Origin of the sequence: Afipia massiliensis, from assembly GCF_001006325.2 — a bacterium.
Lineage (GTDB): Bacteria > Pseudomonadota > Alphaproteobacteria > Rhizobiales > Xanthobacteraceae > Afipia > Afipia massiliensis_A.
This window is the reverse complement of the sequence record NZ_LBIA02000001.1, coordinates 3,506,966-3,527,130: the sequence shown is the minus strand read 5'-3', so window position 1 is coordinate 3,527,130 and position 20,165 is coordinate 3,506,966. Positions and strand designations below refer to the sequence as shown.

Sequence of the window (20,165 nt, the reverse complement as noted above, 5' to 3'; positions counted from 1 at the left end):
TTACTTCTTCACCAATGGGCAAACGCTTTCCGACAGCGGCCGGAAGGCCTGCTCGGCAGGCGTGGTGCCGACCAGCTTGTAGTAGTCCCACGGTCCCTTCGACTCGGACGGCTTCTTCACTTCGAAGAGATAAGCCGGATGGATCTTGCGTCCGTTCGGCTGGATCGAGCCCTTGCCGAACAGCGGATCATCCGTCGGCGTTTCCTTCATCTTGGCGACGATCTTGGCGCCGTCGTGCGAGTTGCCGCCCATGGCTTCGAGCGTCTTGAAGTAATGCATGAGACCGGAATAGACGCCCGCCTGCACCATGGTCGGCGGCGCCTTGTTCTTCGAACGCTCCGAAAAGCGCTTGGAGAACGCACGGGTGCCGTCGTTCAGATCCCAGTAGAACGTCTCGGTGAAGTTCAGACCCTGCGCAACGTTCAGACCGAGCGAGTTGACGTCGCTGATGAACATCAGGAGGCCGGCCAACCGCTGGCCGCCCTTGACGATGCCGAATTCAGCCGCCTGCTTGATCGAGTTCGTGGTGTCGCCGCCTGCGTTGGCCAGGCCGACGATCTTCGCCTTCGAGGCCTGCGCCTGCAGCAGGAACGACGAGAAGTCCGACGAGTTCAACGGATGCTTGACGCTGCCGAGGATCTTGCCGCCCGCCTTTGTCACGGCCGTCGTGGTGTCGCGCTCAAGCGCTGCGCCGAAGGCATAGTCCGCCGTGAGGAAGAACCAGCTATCTCCGCCCGCCTTCACCAGCGCGGTGCCGGTGCTGTTGGCCAGCATGTAGGTGTCGTAGACCCAGTGCACGACGTTCGGCGAGCACTGCGAGTTGGTCAGATCCGACGACGCCGCGCCGGAGTTGATCATGATGGCGTTCTTTTCGGTGACGACGTTCTTGACCGCGAGCGCGACGCCCGAGTTCAACACGTCGACGACGACGTCAACCTTCTCGACATCGAGCCATTGCCTGGTCGTCGTGGTGCCGACGTCAGGCTTGTTCTGATGGTCGGCGGCGATCACGTCGATCTTCCAGCCCTTTTTGGTGAGACCGGAATCTTCGACGGCCATCTGCGCAGCAAGGGTCGAACCCGGTCCGCCCACGTCGGCGTAGAGGCCGGACATGTCGGTCAGGTTTCCGATCTTGATGGTTTTGTCCTGCGCGAAAGCGCTGGTCCCCGCACCGATCATCAGCGCGGTGCTCAGCATAAGTGCCGAAATCATGTTCTTCATTATCTTCCCTCCTGGATGCCGCTCTATCGGCGGCGTTTGCCGTTACCCTCGAACTAGATTGCGTCCTTACACACCGAGATAGGTGTGGAGTTTCTCCATGTTGGCCTGGAGTTCTGAGTTTGCGAATGTGTCGATGATCTTGCCGTGCTCGACGATGTAGAAGCGGTCGGCGACGGTCGAGGCGAAGCGGAAGTTCTGCTCGACCAGCAGGATGGTGAAGCCTTCGGCCTTCAGCCGCGCGATCATCTTGCCGATCTGCTGGATGATGACCGGCGCCAGACCTTCGGTCGGCTCGTCCAGCATCAGGAACCGCGCGCCGGTGCGCAGGATGCGGGCGATCGCCAGCATCTGCTGCTCGCCGCCGGACAGTTTGGTGCCCTGGCTGCCGAGGCGCTCCTTGAGATTGGGAAACAGCTCGAAGATCTGGTCGAGCGTCATGCCGCCGCTGCGGATGATCGGCGGCAGCAGCAGGTTTTCCTTGACGTCGAGGCTGGCGAAAATACCGCGCTCCTCCGGGCAGAACGCGACGCCGAGGCGTGCGATCTTCTCGGCCGGCAGCCGGATCAGATCCTTGCCTTCGAACGACACCGACCCGGTGCGCTTGCCGATGATGCCCATGACCGATTTGAGCGTCGAGGTCTTGCCGGCGCCGTTGCGCCCGAGCAGCGTCACCACCTCGCCCGGACGAACCTCGAAGTTCATCCCGTGCAGGATGTGAGACTCGCCGTACCAGGCTTCGAGATTCTTGACCGAGAGGACCGGCGAGCCAGCAACATTACTCATGGCCTGCTCCCAGATAGGCTTCTTTCACCCGCGGATCCTTCGTGAGCGTCGCGTAGTTGCCTTCCGCAAGCACCTTGCCGCGCGTGAGCACGGTAATGGTGTCGGACAGGTGGGCGACGACGTTGAGATTATGCTCGACCATCAGGATCGTGTACTTCTGCGAAATGCGCTTGATCAGCGCGGCGACCTTGTCGATGTCCTCGTGGCCCATGCCGGCCATCGGCTCGTCGAGCAGCATCATCTCCGGATCGAGCGCCAGCGTGGTGGCGATCTCCAGAGCGCGCTTGCGGCCGTACGGCATTTCCACCGCAGGCGTTTTGGCGAAATCGCTCAGGCCGACGTCTTCGAGCAGTTCCTCCGCGCGTCCGTTGAAACGATCGAGAACCGACTTCGACCGCCAGAAATCGAATGAACTGCCGTGCTGGCGCTGCAGCGCCACCCGCACGTTCTCCAGCGCCGTGAGATGCGGAAACACTGCCGAAATCTGGAACGACCGCACCAGCCCGAGCCGCGCCACGTCGGCGGGCGCCATCGCGGTGATGTCCTGCCCTTTGTAGAGGATCTGTCCGCGGGTCGGCTTCAGGAATTTGGTCAGCAGGTTGAAACACGTCGTCTTGCCGGCCCCGTTCGGGCCGATCAGCGCATGAATGCTGCCGCGGCGCACCTTCAGATTGACGTCGCTCACGGCCACAAAGCCCGCGAACTCCTTGGTCAACCCGGAGGTTTCAAGAATGAACTCATCAGACAAGCAAATTTCCCCCTGTCAGCCTTCACGCAAGCCATTCGCGTGTGACCGTTATTTGGCGCCGCCCCTTGCGCCCTTCCGAAGCCTTCGACCCCGGCGACCGGCCGGAATATGTATCGAATTTTGAGTGATGCGCAAGCTGCATTGCTGCCCATCGTTTATGCGTAGCGCGCAAAATTCATAATGTCCACCGATGCCTAGGGCTCTAGCGGCTATGGCTGGCAGAAGTCGTGAAACGGCTTGTTAAGCCTAATATTCGGCAGAGTTCCCTTTTCATGAAAAATTTCGACCAAAGCCCGATGATTGCTGGCAAGGACATTTCCCAACACCGCTTCGGGACGTCGTCATGGAATTCGAAAGCGCTAGTCCGGCCATTGTGAAATCGATCAAGCAGCGCGAGCTCTTGAACTGCTGGCTGCGTTTATATGCCCGGCACGACCGACTGCCCAAATTTGAAGACTATCTGCCAGAGCGCATCGCCGATGAAGCGGACGACCTCGTCTACTACACCGTGCATGGCGCCGGAGAGCTTCCACGGTTCACCATCGATAGTGACGGCACCCGGATGTCGAGCGCCTATGGCACCACCGGCAAGGGCCGCTACCTCGACGAGTATCTCGGCGCCAAACTCGAGCCGATCGTCATGCCCATCTACTATGAGTGCGTACGGCGGCGGCTGCCGGTCTACACCATCTCCAAGGTCAGCGACCTGTATGGGCGCAAGGTCGACTACGAGCGATTGTTGATGCCGTTTTCCGACGGCGCCGGCGTCAACCGCATCCTCGCCTCATTGAAAACGATCAGCGACGAGGGCGGTTTCGAAATCAGAAACCTGATGCGCGGCAACGACGTTCTGCCGGAATACGTTCTGCGCTCCGTGATCGAACGCGATCTGTTTCACAAGCTGCCCGGCCGCATCGCGCCCGGCGACACCATCGAGTTCGTCTAGCCGGTTCGCACCGGACTCTGTTTCCCAACGCTATTTGATCGCGGCCGCGTAGCTCTCGGGCTTGAAGCCGACCAGCAGCTTGCCGCCGATTTCCAGAACCGGACGCTTGATCATCGAAGGCTGCGCGAGCATCAGCGCCATCGCCTTTTTCTCGGTCAGATTGGCTTTGTCGGCGTCCGGCAATTTCCGGAACGTGGTGCCGGCCCGGTTCAGCAAAACCTCCCAACCGGCCACGTTGCTCCAGCGCGCGAGGCGATCCTTGTCGATGCCCTCGGCCTTGTAATCATGAAAGTTGTAGTCGATGCCGTGCTTGTCCAGCCAGGCGCGGGCTTTCTTCATCGTGTCGCAGTTCTTGATTCCGTAAATCGTCGCAGCCAACTTTATCTCCCCTTGCAGAGCTAACAACATTATTGGCGCAGCGCCCAACGCGCCACATGAACGTGTCGCCTTGGGCGAACAAGGCTGTGAATGAGGACGAAACTGTCGAAGCGAAATATCAGCGGAGAAATTGACCGCTCGGGCGCAGAGCGCTGGTCGTAAAGCAGCGTGATATGCGGCGTGAAACGCCGCGAGACGTGCTGGCCGAGGCCGACCCGCCAGAGTGCCTGTCCCAAACGTTCATGTAGAAATTCCAGCGCCATCATCCCGTCGCTTGCGCAAAGGACGAACGGCTTCGTCGGTCGCGTACTCGTAAAGGTCATCGTACGATCGAATGCCACCGAAAAAGCGGGAGCATCGACGGAAGCCGCGGCCATCACGCCGGCGCGCACAATGCGATCAGGTAGTTCACGGTAGTCGCCGACGGCGTGCAGCGAAAGATGAAGGCGCGGTCCCGGAGTCGGTGTCCCCGCCAATCCTTCCTTGCGGCGACGCTCGTGTGTGAACTGCGTCAGCCTCGGTCGGTCATCCGCTCCCAAAAGAAGGGCGAAGAACAGCGTTTGATTGTTACCTGGATCCCGAAACTCCCGGAAATGAGATCGTTCGGACATGGTACGCACTCCGATTTCGTCCGAACAAATCATGAACAAACAAGCCAGTAAAGCGCATCTGCCGATTAGCGCCAAAACCCCTCCATTCTCCTTGACGAAGGCTGCTCCAAATCGTATTTAAGCATCTACTTAAATACAGGTTGAACCATGCCGACAGACGCCCTCGACGCAACCTTCAAGGCCCTCGCCGATCCGACACGGCGAGCAATCCTCGCCCGCCTCGCGCTCGGCGAGACCTCCGTGCAGGAACTGGCGAAGCCGTTCGACATGAGCCTCCCCGCCGTCTCACAGCATCTGAAAGTTCTGGAAACCGCCGGCCTCGTCACGCGCGGGCGCACCGCCCAGTGGCGGCCCTGCCGTCTGGAGCCGAAGGCGCTGAAGGAAGCGACCGAATGGCTCGATCAGTACCGGCGGTTCTGGGAGGAGAGCTTCGGCAAGCTCGACCTGTATTTGAAAGACATCCAGTCAAAGGAAACTGACACATGACGACGACACTCAAAGTCAAAGCGAGCACGCCTGCGGATCAGCCCTCCATCACCATGGAGCGCGAGTTCGACGCGCCTCCAGAGGTTCTGTTCCGCGCCTTCACCGAGACCGAAGCCCTCAAGACATGGTACGGCCCGAACGGCTTCACGATTACGGTGCTCGCGAGGGACTTCCGCGTCGGCGGAATGTTTCGCTTCACGATGCATGGTCCGGACGGCACGGATTATCCGAACCGCATCGCGTATCGCGAGATCCTGCCGGGCAGACGCCTCGCCTATCTGCACGACTCGGATATCGACAACGATCCGCGTGCCTTTGAAGTCGCCGTCACGTTCGAAGCGCTGGGCGCGAACCGCACGCTGCTGACCATGACATCGATCTTCCCGTCTGTGGAAGCACGAAACGCCGTCATGAAGTTCGGCGCAGTCGAACTCGGCATGCAGACGCTCGAGAAACTGGCTGCGCACGTGAAGGGGTAATCTTCACCCGGATAGAACCTGAGCGAAACACCGCTGGTGGATCGACGAATCTGCCTTACAGTCAGGCGGCATTTCGCTCAGGAAGATACGATGGAATTCACAGCGCTGTTTCTCGCCGTCACTGTCGTCATGCTCGTCGCATGGCGCGGCTCGCGCTCGCTGACACTCGCTTTGTCCGCCGTCGTGCTCATTGCGTGTGTCGCGACCTATCTCCATCACGCGACCGATACGCTGAAGCTGTCGTTCTGATGACCCCCGCACGCGCCATTACCCTCAACGCACTCAGTCTCTACGCTGTCGCCGCCGTGCTGGCGGCGGCATTCGCCGCGCAGTTTCTATTGAACGAACTACCCTGCCCGCTGTGCCTGCTTCAGCGCATCATGTTCACGGCACTGGCCATCGGGCCGATCCTGAATATCCGCTTCGGACCGCGCCCCAGTCACTACGCGCTGTCGCTGCTGGCGGCTCTCATTGGGGCGATGGTCTCGACGCGTCAGGTTCTGCTGCACATCATGCCGGGCGACGCCGGCTACGGCTCGGCGATGCTCGGCTATCATTACTATACGTGGGCGCTGCTGGGATTTGTCGCGGCCATCGTGTTGATCTCGGCGATCCTGCTGTTCGACAAGCAGTTCGACAGTACCCGCACCGCGCCTCCCGCGTCGGCGTTTGCGCGCACGGCGGTATGGCTCGTCATCGGCCTGACGGCTCTGAATGTGATTTCGACGCTGGTGGAATGCGGGTTCGGCGCGTGCGCCGACAACCCGGTTGTTTATGAGTTGCTCAAACGCTGACGCCGTTCGCATCAGCGTTTGAAGCAAATGCCAGCGACTACTTCTCGACCTGAGACACGTCGCGAACGGCGCCACGCGAGGCGTTGGTCGTCATCGCCGCATATGCGCGCAACGCAGGCGATACCACGCGCTTGCGGTCAACCGGCTTCCACGCCGCATTGCCCTTGGCTTCCATCGCCGCACGCCGTGCAGCGAGAACAGAGTCATCGAGCTCGACACTGATGATGCGGTTCGGAATGTCGATCAGGATCGGATCGCCGGTCTCCACCAGACCGATCAATCCACCCTCCGCCGCTTCCGGCGAAACGTGGCCGATCGAGAGGCCCGAGCTTCCGCCCGAGAACCGGCCGTCGGTCACCAGCGCGCAAACCTTGCCGAGCCCCTTCGACTTCAGATAGCTGGTCGGATACAGCATCTCCTGCATGCCGGGGCCGCCCTTCGGTCCCTCGTAACGCACCACAACAACGTCGCCCGGCTTCACCTTGTTGCCGAGGATGCCGGACACCGCGTCGTCCTGACTTTCGAAGACATGCGCCTTGCCGCGAAACGTGAGGATCGATTCATCCACGCCGGCGGTTTTCACGATGCAGCCTTCCGGCGCGATATTGCCGAACAGCACTGCAAGCCCGCCATCCTTCGAGAACGGATGATCAGCCGAGCGGATCACGCCCTTCTCGCGATCGGTATCGAGATCGTCCCAGCGTTCCGACTGGCTGAAAGCCACCTGCGTCGGCACACCACCCGGTGCTGCGCGGAAGAAGTTGCGCACGGACTCGCTGTTGGTGCGTCCGATGTCCCAGCGGTTGAGCGCATCGGCCATGGTCGGCGCATGCACGGTCGGCAGGCTGGTATCGATCAGTTCGGCGCGTTCGAGTTCGCCCAGAATGGCCATGACGCCACCGGCGCGGTGAACGTCTTCCATGTGAACGTCGCTCTTGGCGGGCGCGACCTTGCAAAGACATGGCACGCGGCGCGACAGCCGGTCGATGTCGGCGATCGTGAAATCGATTTCGCCTTCCTGCGCCGCAGCCAGAAGATGCAGCACGGTGTTGGTCGAACCGCCCATCGCGATGTCGAGGCTCATCGCGTTCTCAAAGGCGGCGAAGTTGGCGATCGTGCGCGGCAACGCGGTCGCGTCGTCCTGCTCGTACCAGCGGCGCGCGAGATCGACGATCACATGACCCGCCTCGCGGAACAGCCGCTCGCGATCGGCATGGGTCGCCAGCACCGAGCCGTTGCCCGGCAGCGAGAGGCCCAGCGCCTCGGTCAAACAATTCATCGAGTTGGCGGTGAACATGCCCGAGCAGGAGCCGCAGGTCGGACAGGCCGAGCGCTCGACCGCGGCGACTTCCTGGTCACTATAGCTGTCGTCAGCCGCGACAATCATCGCGTCGATCAGATCGACCGAACGCTTTTTGCCCTTCACCACGACCTTGCCGGCTTCCATCGGACCGCCGGAGACGAACACCGTCGGGATGTTGAGCCGCATCGCCGCCATCAGCATGCCGGGCGTGATCTTGTCGCAATTGGAAATGCAGACCAATGCGTCGGCGCAATGCGCATTGACCATGTACTCGACGGCGTCGGCGATCAGTTCGCGGCTCGGCAGCGAATAGAGCATGCCGCTGTGGCCCATCGCGATGCCGTCATCGACCGCAATGGTGTTGAACTCCTTGGCGACACCGCCCGCGGATTCGATCTCGCCGGCGACGAGCTGCCCCAGATCCTTCAGATGAACATGACCCGGCACGAACTGGGTGAAGCTGTTGGCGATGGCGATGATCGGCTTGCCGAAATCCTCGTCCTTCATGCCTGTCGCGCGCCAAAGGCCGCGGGCGCCGGCCATGTTGCGGCCATGGGTCGAGGTTCGTGAGCGATATGCCGGCATATTCTTGTTCCCCCTAGATTGGAATGTTTCCAATAAGGGGGTTATGTGGCCCTGTAAAATATATTATTAGGAAGGAACTAGGTCGCTGAGAGTATTAAATGGACATTCGCCAGCTCAGGCATTTCGCGGCCGTGGCCGACACGCTGCATTTCGGCCGCGCCGCCGATCGGCTCGGCATGACCCAGCCGCCGCTCAGCCAATCCATCATGACCCTGGAGCGCGAGCTTGGCGCACCGCTGTTCGTGCGGACCAAACGCAGCGTCGCGCTGACGCCGTTCGGCGCGGAGTGGCTCTCACATGTCCGCGCCGCGCTCGACGGCGTGAAGGCCCTGCCCGGGATCGCGCATCAGTTGCGTGACGGCACCGCCGGCCATCTGGCGCTCTCGTTCGTCAGCACTGCGGACTACAGCATCCTGCCGCTGCTGGTGCGTCGCTACGCATCACTGTTTCCGAATGTCGAAATCTCGCTCACGGAGGCGACCAGCAACGTGCAGATCGCAAACCTGCTCGAAGGCAACGGCCACGTCGGTCTGGTGATTCCTCCGCCGAGCGCGGCATTTCCCAAGCCGCTCTCCTATCTGCCGCTCGTGAGCGAGCCGCTTGTCGCCGCCGTTCCGGAAAGCTGGCTTGCCGACGGAACGCTATCGTTGGCGGCTGACCGGCTCGCGCCGGAATCTGTCGTCGGCGCGCCGCTGATCATCTTTCCCCGGCAGAGCGCGCCGGCGTTCCATGATCTGGTGACCGAGTACTACGCGGCGCACGGCGGACAGGCGCGGATCGCGCAGGAAGCGATCCAGATGCAAACCATCATCAGTCTTGTTTCCGCCGGGATGGGAATCGCACTCGTCCCCGCGTCATTGCGCAATCTCGCGCGCACCGGCGTCAGCTATATCGATCTGGCAGGTCCCGCGCCGATCTTGGAGACCGGGATCACATGGCGCACGGGAGACACCACGCCGACCATCGAACGCTTCGTCAACATCGCGCGCGATGCTGAAATGATGATGCTGTATCAGCGCGCGACAGCGATTTGATTCATATCGCCTGCGTTCCGCGATAGCGCGCGAACACGCGCTGCCCGTCAGCCGAGAACAGGACGACGTCGTAAGCCTCGGGCGGAGTTCCCGCGACTTCCATCCCCGGAGAACCGACCGGCATGCCGCCGACGGCCAGGCCCTTCGCTTGCGGCCGCTCGGCAAGCAGGCGCTTGATCGCATCGGCCGGCACATGTCCTTCGATCGCGTAGCCGCCGATTTCCGCCGTATGACAGGAGGAAAGCTCCACAGGCACGCCGAGCCTCGTCTTGAGTGGCGCGAGATTGGCAATTTCGATTTCATCGACTGAAAAACCCGCAGCCTTCACGTGCGCGATCCAATCGCCGCAACAGCCGCACGCCGGGTCGCGATGGACGATCATCTTCGGAAGGGTCTCGGCTGCTTTCGAGTAACGCGACAGCACGAGCGCTACAGCCACCGGTAACGCTCCCGCCAATACCGCGCGCCGTGTCGAGATCGTCATCAATTCATCCTCATTGCCGTGGCTCGTGCCTCGGAGACATTGTTATTCCATTATCGGGAGGATTACCGCGAACGATCGATGTCATCCAATCACGGATTGGTTAGCCGCTTTCGCGGCATCCGGTGTTACCGGCCGGAGATCAGCTTCAGCCATGGCGTCAAATGGAAGGCGCTCATCAGTCCGTACATCGCGGCCATGCCACTCAGCGGTGACGCGTCATGCGCGCAGAGTATTGCCGGCGCACCTGCACCAGGAACACCCGTCAGCAGCGCCATGATCGCGAAGGTTGGCGCGGCCGCGAGGCTCAGCCACTCCGCGGCCCGGAACGCACTCGCGTTCCGGCGCAACGGCCTGCCGTTGGGCGCACCTGAACAGGTCGCGCTCATGTTGTCGCGCCGTCTTTGTTCCGGAACGCCTCCTCTCCGGCGTCCGACACCGCGACCCACTTCGGGTCAGGCGCTGCGCCGGGAACGTAGCTGTCGTTCCAGTTCCACCACTTGTACGGCCGTTCCTGAGGATAGCCCTTCGGCGAGTCCTCCCACTCCTCCTGACGACCGAGCGCGGTCATATCGAGATAGCTCCAGACGGTGCCCATCGCCTCATCGCCGCGCGTGTTGATGAGATAGGTGCGGAATATGCGGTCGCCGTCGCGGATGAAAGCGTTGTGGCCGTGCCACTCATCGACGCCGAAGTCTGCGTCGAAGCTGTCGGTGATAGTCACCCAGGGGATTCTATCCCACCCCATCCGCGCCTTCAGGCGCGCGATGTCGGTCTGCGGCGCACGCGAGGCATACACGAGCGTGGTGTCGCGCGCGTTCAGATGGACGGGGTTGGAGACCTGGTCGGCTCCCAGGGAACAGCCAATGCAGGCATGCTCCGGCCAGCCGTGCACGCCGGGCTCGAAGAAGGCGCGGTAGACGATCAGCTGACGGCGGCCCGCGAACAGGTCGAGCAGGCTCATTTTGCCGTTCGGCCCGTCGAAGACATAGGATTTCTCAACGGCCATCCACGGCATCCGCCGGCGCTCGGCGGCCAGCGCGTCACGCGCGCGCGTCTGGGCCTTCTCCTTCACGAGAAGCTGCTCGCGTGCAGCCTCCCACTCTCGCGGCGATACAATCGGTGGTGTGTTCATGACGTGCTGTCCTTCTTTCCGGGCCTCAGGTGATGTAATCGTGGTCATCGGAACCTCCGCTTTGGAGCGATCTCTCGTATTTTTCGGGCTGGAACGTAACGCCGTTCACTGCCGATCGTTCGTGTTCCGGGATAGACTTAAGGGTCGGATATCGAACGGTGGGAGTGACAAGTTTGGCGGGATTCAGATGGACTCGCTGATCACGGCCGCGGCCCGCGCACTCGCAACCGGTGATCCCCTCGGAGCACTGAACCGGGTTGCACTGCGCAACGACCCGCCTGCCCTTGCGCTCCGGGGCATTGCGATGGCTCAACTCGGCGATCTTGTCCGGGCGAGAGCCCTTTTGCAAAAGGCCGCACGCGCCTTCGGCCCAAAAGAGGCTGTGGCCCGCGCGAGGTGTGTCGTGGCCGAGGCGGAGATCGCGCTGGTCTCGCGCGACCTCGGATGGCCGACGAAGCCGCTCGAAGCGGCGCGCGTGGCGCTCGAAAAACATGGCGACTGGGTGAACGCCGCACATGCGCGCCATCTCGAGGTCAGGCGTCTTCTTCTGATCGGGCGCCTCGACCAGGCCGAGCATGCGCTCGCCGAGCTCGATCCCGCGCCCTTCCCGCCCGCATGGTTGGCCGCGCATGAACTGGTCATTGCCGGGATTGCGATGCGGCGGCTTCGGACGAAGGAAGCACGCGCCGCGCTCGCTGCCGCCGAACGCGCGGCACGTGACGCCTGTATCCCCGCGCTTTTGACAGAGATCGAAAGCGCGTCCCGCGCTCTGAACACGCCCGCGGCACGACTCATCGCGCGCGGCGAGGAACGCCCGCTCCTGCTCGAAGAGGTCGAAGCGTTGCTGGCGTCGAAAGCGCTCGTGGTGGACGCGTGCCGTTATGTCGTGCGCAACGCAGGCACGACGGTCTCGCTCCCACGGCGTCCGGTGCTGTTCACGCTTGCCCGCGCGCTCGCCGAAGCGTGGCCAAACGACGTATCGAGAAGTACACTGCTCGCGCGAACATTCAGGGCGAAGCACGCAGATGAATCGCATCGCGCACGGCTCCGCGTCGAGATCGGGCGGCTTCGCAAAGCGCTGAGGCCGCTGGCCGACATAACCGCGACCAAAGACGGGTTCGCGCTGGCGCCGCTTCGCGCACGCGATGTCGTCGTGCTGGCAACGCCGGTCGAAGAAGAGCACGGGTCGGTGCTTGCGTTCCTCGCCGACGGCGAGTCGTGGTCGAGTTCAGCGCTCGCACTTGCGCTCAGCGCCAGCCAGCGCACCGTGCAGCGGGCGCTCGATGAGCTTGCCGAAGCCGGCAAGGTCCAATCGTTCGGCCGTGCGCGCGCACGCCGATGGATGACCCCGCCGGTGGCGGGATTCACGACCGCATTGTTACTCCCTGCTTCCTTGCCGGGTGATTAGGTTGGCGGCATCGAAACAACGGAAATGGAAACATGAAACGAGCAGCAGCAGAAATCATTCGCGAATACGGCCCCTTTCCCGGCGTGCAAGAAGTGCATGGCGTCACGTTCGATGGTCAAAGGGTCTGGTTTGCGTCCGGCGACAGGCTGAACGCTCTCGACCCCGAGAGCGGGAAGACCGTGCACACGATCGATATGCCCGCGCACGCGGGCACCGCCTTCGACGGCCGGTACCTGTTTCAGCTCTTCGAGAAGAATATCCAGAAAGTCGACCCGAAGTCGGGTCGTGTGATTGCGACAATCCCTGCGCCCGGTAACGGCGGAGACTCCGGGATGGCGTGGGCTGAAGGCTCGCTCTGGGTCGGACAGTACCGGGAAAAGAAGATCCATCAGATCGACCCCGAGACGGGAGCGATCCAGCGCACCATCGAGTCAACCCGCTTTGTCACCGGCGTCACCTGGGTCGATGGCGAGCTCTGGCACGGCACCTGGGAAGGCAACGACAGCGAACTGCGGCGCATCGATCCTCAAACCGGCGACGTTCTCGAAGAACTCGCCATGCCGTCAGGAACGGGCATCTCGGGACTCGAGTCCGACGGCGGCGATCAATTCTTCTGCGGCGGCGGACCGAGCGGCAAGCTGCGAGCCGTACGCCGGCCGAAGCGAAGCTCGAAGACTGGCTAAATCGCCTAAGCCTTGATTGACTTATCTGCGCTCATTTCTTGCGCTGCGGGTAAATCGTCTCGCCGCGCTTGAGCATTTCAACGAACGTCTCGATCTTCTTCTTCCGCCCGGCTTCAGTCTTCATGTTGTGGGTTCTGAAGGCCAGCGCGAAGCGGTTCTGCTCACTGAGTTTCGCCAGCATGGCCTTGGCTTTGGGCTCAGCATCGATGGCCACCTGCAGATCGGCGGGGATTTTCATGTCCTTGCCGCTCTTGTAGGCGCGATCCCAGCGCCCGTCGGCCTTCGCGGCCTCGACTTGTTTCAAGCCGTGCTCGGTCATCCTGCCGTCTTTGATGAGCCGCGCGACGTTGTCGACATTGATCTGGCTCCAGGTGCCATTCCTGGTGCGAGGGGAATAGCGCTGCAGGAAGCTTTGCTCGTCGAAGCCCTTGCGCTGGCCGTCGATCCAGCCCCAGCACAGCACGACATCGATGGCCTCCTTGGGCGTGATCGATTTGAGGCCAGAATCCACCTTGTGGATCTTGATCCAGACCTCGTCGTCCTTGTCGTGTTGCTTGGCGAGCCACTTGTAAAAACTCGCGGCATCCTTGAATGCGCGAATTTTTTCGGGATCAACTATGACTGGCGCCATCCGTTCTTGCCTCCTCTGGAGAATTCAAGGGGGGTGTCTGGCACGGCAGACGATCAACTAATCCAGCGCTCAGTCCAGTTTTATTAGCAGAGCGGGAGAACTATTGCCGGTCAAACCATCTCCACGCCGATATCACTAGCGGATAAACATCTCTCTCCGCCCGACGGGTCTTGACCATAATCGTAAAGGCATAGACCTTTCGGACCGGGGGGGAGGCAATGGTTAACATTCCAGACGCAGCCATAGGGGCAGTGGTCGCCGCACTTATTGCAGGCACCATATCATTGCTCGGATTGATTATTAGCAAAGAGCAAAAAACATCGGAATTTAGGCAGGCTTGGATTGATGCACTTCGCTCAGATCTTACGGCCCTGCTTACACAGATTAATGCAATCCATGACGCGACAAAGGTCAAATATCCAAATCATGCAGAGAAAGTCGCAGCGCTTCGTCCATTGTACATTCCACTTAACACTTCAACTTTCAACATTTTACTTCGGATAAATCCGAACGAGTCAAAGTGCAAAAGGCTTCTTGGCGCGATGGAAGCATTCAACGCGCTTACAGCAGACGAAACGAAACTCACTACCGAAAATATTCGGATCATAGAGAAGGAGTTTTTGGAGTCATCACAAGCGTTACTCAAATCAGAATGGCGTCGTGTAAAGGCTGGCGAATGGACCTTTCGAGTAGCAAAATTATTGGCCCTGATCGTGATTTTAGCATCTGTCGTAATAGGCATTTTTGCTGCCTACAAATCACACCGGCCGGAAAGCAACAATTCTAGCAAACCCAAATTGTCGAGACTGGATACACCGGCTAGCCAAGATGCCGCACAAAACGGCGTTATGGCCACAAGCTATACAGCTAAAGGCACCAAATAGTCATGGCGGAGATAGTCCCCTTTCGACTCAAACTCACAGGCGATACCGCAGACCAGCACCAATTTCAGGGCTACGATGGCTATATGGCCCTTGCGGGATTCGCGTGGACTTTAGCGCTTGTTACGAACTACGCCGAAACAGGAAAGATACGACAGCGAGGCGATTTCCTTGGCAGAGATGCGGTGCGAGCGAGTACGCCCACCGAAGGTAGCATTCTTGCAGACTTCACCGTTTGGCTACAGCAGAACCCTGCCGAAGTGCTCGGACTTGGCGGTGCAACTGCTTCATTACTGCTCTACGACTTGGTACGTCGGGTCATCTCAAGAAATCTAGGACAGGACGATTCGCATCAAACACCGTTGCTAACGCAGATTATCAGAAGGCGGGGTGGCGATATCGAGGCGCTTGTAGCAAGGGTTGAACCAGCAATACGCCAGACTCATGCTGTGATTGGGAAGGGCGCCACAAGGATGCAGATCCTTGGAGGGCATAATATAATCAATACCTACAACGAGAACACAAGAGACTACGTCAGACTAAACATCGAGGACAACCAAGAGCTGGAAAAAGATTTCAGCATCGCAGCATTCAACGTAAACTCAGGATATGGCTCGGTATTTGACAACGAATTGGGAAGGACGATTCCAATAAGCATGTCACGAGAGGTTCTTCGCAGGGTAAGCAGCATTTTCACTTGGGGATTAGATCAATACGCGAACAAGACGGGTGGTCGTGTCAGCATGCGGTATACACGCATCTTGGCTATGGATGGCACACCTAAGCGCTATATCGTTTTGACAGCCAAGCGCATGGCAAAACGTAGGGATTAGATATCGAACTTTTGCTCGCTGTTCTGGTGCCTAGCCAGAATCGGTCATCACTCCCACTCGATCGTTCCCGGCGGTTTCGACGTCACGTCGTAAACCACACGATTGACGCCCTTCACCTCGTTGATAATGCGGGTGGCGGTCTCGCCCAAAAACTTCATGTCGAACGGATAGAAGTCGGCGGTCATGCCGTCGGTGGATGTCACCGCGCGCAGGCCAACAACAAAATCATATGTACGGCCATCGCCCATCACGCCGACGGTCTTTACCGGCAGCAGCACCGCGAACGCCTGCCAGATGGTGTCGTAAAGTCCCGCCTTGCGGATCTGGTCGATGTACACCGCATCGGCCTCGCGCAGGATGTCGAGCTTCTCGCGTGTGATCTCGCCGGGGCAGCGGATCGCAAGCCCCGGACCCGGAAACGGATGCCGTCCGACGAAAACATCCGGCAAGCCGAGTTCGCGGCCGAGCGCACGCACCTCGTCCTTGAACAATTCACGCAGCGGCTCCACCAGCTTCATGTTCATGCGCGCGGGCAAGCCGCCGACATTGTGATGCGACTTGATCGTCACCGACGGCCCGCCGGTGAACGAGACGCTTTCGATCACGTCGGGATAGAGCGTGCCCTGCGCGAGGAAATCCGCCGAACCTTTTCCTAAGGCTGCGATCTTCTTCGCTTCAGCGTCGAACACGTCGATGAACAGGCGGCCGATGGTCTTGCGCTTCACTTCCGGATCGGTGACGCCGTCAAGCTCGCCGAGAAAAGTCTTCGACGCATCAACGTGCACCAGCGGGATGTTGTAGTGGTGACGGAACAGATCGACGACGGTCTTCGCCTCGTCCTTGCGCAGCATGCCGTGATCGACAAACACGCAGGTGAGTTGATCGCCGATGGCTTCGTGAATGAGGATCGCCGCGACAGATGAATCGACGCCGCCCGACAGGCCGCAGATCACCTTGCCCTTGCCGACCTGCGCGCGGATCTTCTCGATCGCTTCCTCGCGGAAGGCGCGCATGGTCCAGTCGCCTTTCAGCCCCGCGACCTTGCGCACGAAATTCTTGATCAGCTTCGCGCCATCCGGCGTATGCACCACCTCGGGATGGAATTGCATCGCATAGAACTTGCGCTTGTCGTCGGCGATCACCGAGATCGGCGAGCCGGGCGCCTTCGCCACGCCTCGGAAACCGTCCGGCAGCTTGGTGACGCGGTCGCCGTGGCTCATCCAGACGTAATGCTTCTCTCCGATGTTCCAGACGTCCTCGAACAGCGCGCAGTTGTCGGTCACTTCAATCAGCGCGCGGCCGAATTCGCGATGGTGTCCAGCCTCGACGGTGCCGCCGAGCTGCTGCGCCATGGTCTGCTCGCCGTAGCAGATGCCCAGCACCGGCACGCCTGCGGTCAGGATCGACATCGGCGCGGAGGGTGCGTCCTGATCCAGGACGGAGGCCGGGCCGCCGGACAGGATCACGGCCTTGGGCTGCATCGCCTTGAAGGCCGCTTCGGCTTTCTGGAACGGCACGATCTCGGAGTAGACCCCCTCTTCGCGGACGCGCCGCGCGATGAGCTGCGTCACCTGGGAGCCGAAATCGACGATGAGAATCTTCTCGTGAGCGGCCGCCACATCGGGCGTCGCTGGGGCGGTCTGGCTGTGTGCTGTCATGGAGAGGAAATACGCGACAGGCGGCGGAGTCGCAACCCCGGAATGCCTGCAAAAACGGGCTTATTGGCAGGTTTTGGCGACGGCTGACCGATCCCTCCAGGACGCCTCAGCACCGCGAAAACGCAGTCTTCTCATTGCGTGCAAACGCATCCCGCCTCACTTTTGCCTTCGCCCGGATTGGGCTATGAATCTCCAGATATTATCGAATTAACAGCACGCCTTGATCGGCCGGTCCCCAAGCCGACCGCCGAATTTGCCGAACAGCCGGATTTCCCGAATGCCCCGCTGCTGCATCGTAACGGCCTATCGGAGCAGCGATTATGCCGAGATCGCCGAACTCACGCTCCCCCGACTGGAGAAATATGCCGCCCGCCACGGACACGACCTTCGGGTTCACCGGTTGGAAGGCACCGATCTCGACCGCGCATGGATGAAAGTCCCGCCCATTCTCGACGCGCTGGACGGCGATTTCGAGTTCGTTGTCTGGCTCGATATCGACGCGCTGATCCTGCGCCTCGATCGCGATATCCTGGACGCAGCACAACCCGGCGCCGATCTCATGATTTCTTGGCACGGGCCTGATACGGCGCGGCTGGACGGCTCGGCCTTCCCTCCGCACTACAACGCCGGAGTCTACCTGATCCGCCGGTCGGACTGGTCCAGGGACTTCTTTGCCCGGATGCTGACCCTGCACGGACAAGTGACCCACAACTGGAGCGATCAGGCTGCCCTCCACGTGATGCTGGGACTCAATGAATCGCTCGGCTTCGGTCCTGATCTGGACAATGTAGCGGATCGCGCTCATGTCGGACACCTCGATACCGCATGGAATTCGATCCCCGGCATCGCCGCATCGGATGATCCCGTCATCCATCACTTCGCAGGGCTTCCGCACGCGATCCGGATGAAGTTGCTGCGATCGAATGTCGCGACACTTGGTCTTTACGATTCTGCGCCTGCTCCGTTCCGGTCCGAACTGTCTCGTCAGCTTGGCCTTTGGGCCGCAGCCGAGCGGCAACGCGCGAACGACGCGCACTGGTTCACGGGCGAAATGCAAAAATTCATGGATGAAGCCGAACGGCTTCGCGCGCCGCGGCACATGCTGCTGAATTTTCCGGGAGCAGTGGCGAAGCGTCTGCGCGACAAGGCCCGCGGAAGCTGACATCGCACGGCGCTAACGCACCCCGGCGATCACCCCGCCGCAGCACGCGTCATGACCGATACAAAAAACCCGTCCGTCCCGGTCCGCCGCGGGGTCATCAACAGCCCTTCCGGCGATTGCAGCGTGGCGGCGATGAAATCATCGGCCTTGTCCCACAGCACCGAGGCCACTTGCGACGGCGGAACCACCGTGAATTCCGGATGGCGGCTCACGAAGCCGCGGACCTGCTCGTTGTTCTCCTGCGGCAACACCGAACAGGTGATGTAGGCGACCCGTCCGCCCGGCTTCACGAGATCAGCCGCGCGATCCAGCACCGCGATCTGATCCTTGATGCGAACGTCCAGCGCGCCGGGGCGCATGCGCCATTTCGCGTCCGGGTTGCGCCGCCACGTCCCTGTGCCGGTGCACGGCGCATCGATCACCACGAGATCGGCCGACGCCTTGATGTCGGAGAGCGTATCGTCCGGTCCTCTCGGCGTGCGCACATCGGCGTTGTGAATGCCCGCGCGCGACAGCCGCTCATGAATCGGTGCAAGCTGGCGCTTGTCATGATCCGTCGCAATCAGCCGCCCCTTGCCCTGCATCATCGCAGCGAGCGCCAGCGTCTTGCCGCCCGCGCCTGCGCACATGTCGATCACCTGCTCGCCGGGCTTCGCGCCGCTCAGGAAGGCGGCAAGCTGCGAGCCTTCGTCCTGCACCTCGACGCCGCCCTTGATGAAGGCTTCCTCGGAATGGATGCCGGGATTGCGCGCATCCGCGCCGAGATCGATCCGCAATCCCCATGGCGACCACGGTGTCGCCCTCGCGCCGAGATGCTTCATCGAGGCCAGCACCTTCTCGTGTTTGGCCTTCAGCGTGTTGACGCGCAGGTCGAGCGGCGCACGGCTGGCCATGGCGACGGCCTCCTCCGCCCGCTCATCGCCGAACACGGCCGCAAGCTGGGGATCGAGCCATTCCGGATAATCGCCGGCAATGTGCGCCGGCGCGTCCTTCAGGCTGCGCGAGGTCAACGCGGCGCGCTCAGTGTCCGTCAGCGGCTCGGGCGCGAAGCGCCCGCCGTCGCACAACGCGGCGACGGCATCGGCATCAAGCTTGCGCTCGAGCTTGAGCATGCCGAGCAATCGGGCGCGCGGCGTATCGGCATCCATCAGCCAGGCCGACGACGCTCTGCGGCGAAGCACGTCGAAGACCAGCCCCGCGATGGCGGCACGGTCGCCGGAACCCGCGAAGCGGTGCGCGGTGCCCCACTCCTTCAGCGCGTTCGGCGCGGGAATACGCTGCGCGTCGATGGCGCCAAGAATCTCGATAGCTGCGGAGAGCCGCGCGGCAGGCGTCATGATGGTCTTTCAGAAGTGAGGATCGTCAGATCGCGAGCAACAGCTTGAGCGCGAAATAGACCCACATGATGAGAAGGACAAGCGCACCGGCGGCGAATGCCGAGAATCGCGCCTTCAGGTTGTTCGAGGTAGCATAGACGCCGGCGTGAATGTAGCGCGTGACCACGAACACCCACGACAACAGCACGATGATGAGATCGGCCTGCCGCAGCGGCAGCGCAAGGGCGATCAGCACGAAAAACAGCACCGGCAGTTCGAACTGGTTGGAATAGGCGTTGCTGACCTGCGCCGCCTTCGTCGGCCAGGCTTTCTGGCCGACAGCGACTTCCGATACGCGGACCTCGCGGTTTTTGATCGCACCTGTGCGGACCGTGAACATCCTGAACATCAGGATGAAGGACAGCAGAACCAGCACGAAGACCGGCAGCAGAACCATCTGAACTGTCATAAAGAATTCCCCCGATGCGAATGTTATCTCACCGCTATACCGGCCCCCTCTCCCCCTGACAATTGTCTCCGGGATCTGTGAACCCGATCACAGACAGAAACGACCAATGCCCAGAAGGTTCCGCTCCATAGGTCGAGTGG

The 20,165-nt window shown here is 61.1% G+C and carries 24 protein-coding genes; 11 read left to right on the top strand and 13 right to left on the bottom strand.

Annotated features, from left to right (window positions below):
* The 3 genes from YH63_RS17055 to YH63_RS17045 all read right to left on the bottom strand — a co-directional run bounded on the left by YH63_RS17055 (position 1) and on the right by YH63_RS17045 (position 2,752).
* Positions 1-1,221, bottom strand: coding sequence for an ABC transporter substrate-binding protein (locus tag YH63_RS17055; RefSeq protein WP_046826572.1), 1,221 nt, complete (start codon positions 1,219-1,221; stop codon positions 1-3).
* Between the two features lie 66 nt (positions 1,222-1,287).
* Entirely contained in the window at positions 1,288-2,004 is a 717-nt protein-coding gene (locus YH63_RS17050) for an ABC transporter ATP-binding protein (protein WP_046826573.1), read from the bottom strand.
* Positions 1,997-2,752 carry an ABC transporter ATP-binding protein gene (locus YH63_RS17045; protein ID WP_046826574.1) on the bottom strand — a complete coding sequence of 252 codons (756 nt, stop codon included), beginning with the start codon at positions 2,750-2,752 and terminating at the stop codon, positions 1,997-1,999. The genes YH63_RS17050 and YH63_RS17045 overlap by 8 nt, the downstream gene beginning before the upstream one ends.
* A gap of 343 nt (positions 2,753-3,095) precedes the next feature.
* Between YH63_RS17045 and YH63_RS17040 the strand changes: the two genes are divergently transcribed.
* The gene (locus tag YH63_RS17040) at positions 3,096-3,698 is read left to right on the top strand and encodes a hypothetical protein (protein ID WP_046826575.1); all 603 of its coding nucleotides are present in this window, start codon (positions 3,096-3,098) and stop codon (positions 3,696-3,698) included.
* A gap of 30 nt (positions 3,699-3,728) precedes the next feature.
* Here the strand turns inward: YH63_RS17040 and YH63_RS17035 are convergent, their stop codons facing one another.
* Both YH63_RS17035 and YH63_RS17030 read right to left on the bottom strand, forming a co-directional pair.
* Positions 3,729-4,076 (bottom strand): ArsC family reductase, encoded by a 348-nt coding sequence (locus YH63_RS17035; protein ID WP_046826576.1) that lies wholly within the window; start codon positions 4,074-4,076, stop codon positions 3,729-3,731.
* 29 nt (positions 4,077-4,105) lie between these two features.
* Positions 4,106-4,687 carry a 2'-5' RNA ligase family protein gene (locus YH63_RS17030; protein ID WP_046826577.1) on the bottom strand — a complete coding sequence of 194 codons (582 nt, stop codon included), beginning with the start codon at positions 4,685-4,687 and terminating at the stop codon, positions 4,106-4,108.
* Positions 4,688-4,834: 147 nt separating this feature from the next.
* Here YH63_RS17030 and YH63_RS17025 point away from each other — a divergent pair, with 147 nt between their 5' ends.
* From YH63_RS17025 to YH63_RS17015, 4 genes are all read left to right on the top strand, one after another.
* Positions 4,835-5,173 (top strand): ArsR/SmtB family transcription factor, encoded by a 339-nt coding sequence (locus tag YH63_RS17025; RefSeq protein WP_046826578.1) that lies wholly within the window; start codon positions 4,835-4,837, stop codon positions 5,171-5,173.
* Positions 5,170-5,652, top strand: coding sequence for an SRPBCC family protein (locus YH63_RS17020; RefSeq protein WP_046826579.1), 483 nt, complete (start codon positions 5,170-5,172; stop codon positions 5,650-5,652). Before YH63_RS17025 ends, YH63_RS17020 begins: the two co-directional genes overlap by 4 nt.
* Before the next feature lie 90 nt (positions 5,653-5,742).
* On the top strand, positions 5,743-5,901 hold the full coding sequence (locus YH63_RS21675) for a DUF5993 family protein (protein WP_170978704.1): 159 nt from the start codon (positions 5,743-5,745) through the stop codon (positions 5,899-5,901).
* On the top strand, positions 5,901-6,446 hold the full coding sequence (locus tag YH63_RS17015) for a disulfide bond formation protein B (RefSeq protein WP_046826580.1): 546 nt from the start codon (positions 5,901-5,903) through the stop codon (positions 6,444-6,446). The genes YH63_RS21675 and YH63_RS17015 overlap by 1 nt, the downstream gene beginning before the upstream one ends.
* 37 nt (positions 6,447-6,483) lie before the next feature.
* Here YH63_RS17015 and ilvD read toward each other — a convergent pair whose 3' ends face one another.
* Positions 6,484-8,334: a dihydroxy-acid dehydratase gene (gene ilvD / locus YH63_RS17010; protein ID WP_046826581.1), complete on the bottom strand. Its 1,851-nt coding sequence runs from the start codon at positions 8,332-8,334 to the stop codon at positions 6,484-6,486.
* Positions 8,335-8,432: 98 nt separating this feature from the next.
* Between ilvD and YH63_RS17005 the strand changes: the two genes are divergently transcribed.
* Positions 8,433-9,368 (top strand): LysR family transcriptional regulator, encoded by a 936-nt coding sequence (locus YH63_RS17005; protein ID WP_046826582.1) that lies wholly within the window; start codon positions 8,433-8,435, stop codon positions 9,366-9,368.
* Between the two features lies 1 nt (position 9,369).
* On the opposite strand, the gene YH63_RS17000 is transcribed toward YH63_RS17005, so the two are convergent.
* The 3 genes from YH63_RS17000 to YH63_RS16990 all read right to left on the bottom strand — a co-directional run bounded on the left by YH63_RS17000 (position 9,370) and on the right by YH63_RS16990 (position 10,984).
* On the bottom strand, positions 9,370-9,852 hold the full coding sequence (locus tag YH63_RS17000; protein ID WP_046826583.1) for a DUF411 domain-containing protein: 483 nt from the start codon (positions 9,850-9,852) through the stop codon (positions 9,370-9,372).
* Positions 9,853-9,977: 125 nt separating this feature from the next.
* Positions 9,978-10,238 carry a hypothetical protein gene (locus tag YH63_RS16995; RefSeq protein ID WP_046826584.1) on the bottom strand — a complete coding sequence of 87 codons (261 nt, stop codon included), beginning with the start codon at positions 10,236-10,238 and terminating at the stop codon, positions 9,978-9,980.
* Positions 10,235-10,984 (bottom strand): DUF899 domain-containing protein, encoded by a 750-nt coding sequence (locus YH63_RS16990; protein ID WP_246658076.1) that lies wholly within the window; start codon positions 10,982-10,984, stop codon positions 10,235-10,237. The genes YH63_RS16995 and YH63_RS16990 overlap by 4 nt, the downstream gene beginning before the upstream one ends.
* 187 nt (positions 10,985-11,171) lie before the next feature.
* Between YH63_RS16990 and YH63_RS16985 the strand changes: the two genes are divergently transcribed.
* Positions 11,172-12,392, top strand: a complete 1,221-nt coding sequence (locus tag YH63_RS16985) for a DNA-binding protein (protein ID WP_046826586.1) — start codon at positions 11,172-11,174, stop codon at positions 12,390-12,392.
* Positions 12,393-12,424: 32 nt separating this feature from the next.
* Complete coding sequence (locus tag YH63_RS16980; RefSeq protein ID WP_046826587.1) at positions 12,425-13,075, top strand: Vgb family protein; 651 nt, start codon at positions 12,425-12,427, stop codon at positions 13,073-13,075.
* A gap of 31 nt (positions 13,076-13,106) precedes the next feature.
* On the opposite strand, the gene YH63_RS16975 is transcribed toward YH63_RS16980, so the two are convergent.
* Positions 13,107-13,706 (bottom strand): YdeI/OmpD-associated family protein, encoded by a 600-nt coding sequence (locus YH63_RS16975; protein WP_046826588.1) that lies wholly within the window; start codon positions 13,704-13,706, stop codon positions 13,107-13,109.
* Positions 13,707-13,924: 218 nt separating this feature from the next.
* On the opposite strand from YH63_RS16975, the gene YH63_RS16970 reads away from it, so the two are divergent.
* Both YH63_RS16970 and YH63_RS16965 read left to right on the top strand, forming a co-directional pair.
* Positions 13,925-14,590, top strand: a complete 666-nt coding sequence (locus YH63_RS16970) for a hypothetical protein (RefSeq protein ID WP_052753799.1) — start codon at positions 13,925-13,927, stop codon at positions 14,588-14,590.
* Positions 14,591-14,592: 2 nt separating this feature from the next.
* Positions 14,593-15,420: a hypothetical protein gene (locus YH63_RS16965; RefSeq protein WP_046826589.1), complete on the top strand. Its 828-nt coding sequence runs from the start codon at positions 14,593-14,595 to the stop codon at positions 15,418-15,420.
* Positions 15,421-15,467: 47 nt separating this feature from the next.
* On the opposite strand, the gene guaA is transcribed toward YH63_RS16965, so the two are convergent.
* Entirely contained in the window at positions 15,468-17,078 is a 1,611-nt protein-coding gene (guaA, locus tag YH63_RS16960; RefSeq protein WP_046826590.1) for a glutamine-hydrolyzing GMP synthase, read from the bottom strand.
* A 277-nt stretch (positions 17,079-17,355) separates the two neighbouring features.
* Between guaA and YH63_RS16955 the strand changes: the two genes are divergently transcribed.
* A complete protein-coding gene (locus YH63_RS16955; protein WP_052753800.1) occupies positions 17,356-18,240 on the top strand; it encodes a hypothetical protein in 885 nt (294 codons plus the stop codon).
* A gap of 29 nt (positions 18,241-18,269) precedes the next feature.
* On the opposite strand, the gene YH63_RS16950 is transcribed toward YH63_RS16955, so the two are convergent.
* Complete coding sequence (locus YH63_RS16950) at positions 18,270-19,577, bottom strand: RsmB/NOP family class I SAM-dependent RNA methyltransferase (RefSeq protein ID WP_137325232.1); 1,308 nt, start codon at positions 19,575-19,577, stop codon at positions 18,270-18,272.
* 25 nt (positions 19,578-19,602) lie between these two features.
* On the bottom strand, positions 19,603-20,025 hold the full coding sequence (locus YH63_RS16945) for an MAPEG family protein (RefSeq protein ID WP_170978703.1): 423 nt from the start codon (positions 20,023-20,025) through the stop codon (positions 19,603-19,605).
* Positions 20,026-20,165 lie beyond the last annotated feature (140 nt).